Raw genomic sequence first — 1789 nt, 5'->3', positions numbered from 1 at the left:
CGCGCGGCGGCGGTCGCGTAGCGCCCACACCGCGAGGCCGACGGCGGCCACGGCCAGCGCGGCGACGGCGAACCACAGGTCGTCGATCCCCGCGACCCGGCGCTCGATGGCGAGCTGCAGGTCGAACTGGGCGTCCACTCCCATCACCGAGCCGAGGGCCGCGGTGCCGTCGGTGAGGACGAACAGCAGTCCCACCACGATGAACAGCACCCCGGCGATGAGTGAGGTGGTGTGCGTGCGGATGGGTCCCAGGGTGACGTCGCGACCGCGGATCCATCGCCGACGCGACACGCCCAGCCGGTCCCACGCCAGGGCGAGCACCGCGAGCGGGACGACCATGCCGACCGCGTAGGCGCCCATGACGGCCGCACCGTAGGCGGGCGAACCCCCGGCCATCGCCAGGGTGAGGACACCGCCGAGCAGCGGGCCCGAGCAGAATCCGGCGAACCCGTAGAGGGCGCCCAGCGCGAGGACGGCCACGGGGCCGCTGCCCGTGACGCGGGACGAGGCGTCCGAGAGTCCGGGGAGCCGGAAGCCGCCCCCGAGCGCGGTGTAGACACCCAGGGCGACGACGACGAGGCCACCGATCAACGTCACGGTCCCGCGGTGGACGGTGAACAGCGAACCGATGGCCCCGACCCCCGCGCCGAGCGGGACCAGGACGATGGCGAGGCCGAGCAGGAACAGCCCGGTCCGGGCGAGGAGCACCCGGCGGGTTCCGAAGGCGTAGGCGAAGAAGGCGGGCAGCAGCAGGGCCGAGCACGGGCTGAGGATGCTCAGGACGCCGCCGAGGAATCCGCCGATCAGTCCGATCTGTTCGGTCATCGGGCCCACGTCACCCGTCGAGTGAGCTGTCGATGACGTTGCGGAACGTCTCCGTGGAGCGGGCGCCGATGATGCCCGTGCCGTTGATGAGGAACGTCGGGGTCGAGGTGGCACCGAGTGCGGTGGCCGCCTCGTAGTCGGCCCGGATCGCCTCGTCGTACCGGTCGCTGGTCATGTCCTCGCGGAAGCGCTCGATGTCGGCGACGCCGGCCTCGCGGGCGTACCCGACCAACTTCTCCTCGCCGAGGTCCGGATGACCGCGGTCGGGGGAGTCGGCGAAGACCACCTCGGTGAACTCCCAGAACCGCCCCTGGTCGGCGGCGGCGCGGCCGGCTCGCGCGGCGGCCATCGACTGCTCACCGAAGATCGGCAGGTCCCGCCATTCGATCCGCAGGTCGCCCTTCTCGACGTACTCCTCGACCAGGGCGGGCTCCACCTCGCGGGAGAACTTGGCGCAGAACGGGCAGCGGAAGTCGGTGTACATGGTCATCACGACCGGTGCGTCGACGGGCCCCATGGCCATCGGGTCGCCCTCCTCGAAGCGCGCGATGCCCTCCATGGACTCCGGGCCGGGGGCCTGTTCCGGGCTGGTCTGGCGGTCGTCGGACACCTCCGACGTCCCCGCGGCGGACCCGTCGGCCGACGGTTCGCCCCCGCCCACCTCGCGGGCGAGGAGGATCGCCACGAGGGCGAGGAGTACGGCCACCACGAGGGACAACGCGATGACCGGGACGCTCGGACGACGGGACACTTCAGGTCTCCTGCGGGTGCTATCGAGAACGGGGACCGACCCGCGAGCGGGCCAGTTACTACTACGTTGCATAGTAGTTCGCGTCGGTGGCGCGATGTCAACCCGCCAGCGCGGAGCACATCCCCAGCACGAGTGTCGTCGCCGCGGCCGCGGAGACCGCCGCCGGCGAGACCGCGTGCACGAGCGCCAGCGCGAGGCCGGGCCCCGTCCCCC

At 72.3% G+C, this 1789-nt stretch carries 2 protein-coding genes; both read right to left on the bottom strand.

What is annotated here, in order from left to right; all coding sequences use genetic code 11:
• On the bottom strand, positions 1–825 hold an 825-nt coding region (locus tag G6023_RS09610; RefSeq protein ID WP_182635183.1), incomplete at its 3' end, for a cytochrome c biogenesis CcdA family protein.
• 10 nt (positions 826–835) lie between these two features.
• On the bottom strand, positions 836–1576 hold the full coding sequence (locus G6023_RS09605; protein WP_069389322.1) for a DsbA family protein: 741 nt from the start codon (positions 1574–1576) through the stop codon (positions 836–838).
• Positions 1577–1789 lie beyond the last annotated feature (213 nt).

The sequence above is a fragment of the Dietzia sp. DQ11-71 genome (assembly GCF_014144995.1).
In the GTDB taxonomy this organism is placed as follows: Bacteria; Actinomycetota; Actinomycetes; order Mycobacteriales; family Mycobacteriaceae; genus Dietzia; species Dietzia kunjamensis.
The sequence above is the reverse complement of the archived record's forward strand: the minus strand, read 5'-3'. Positions and strand labels throughout refer to the sequence as shown.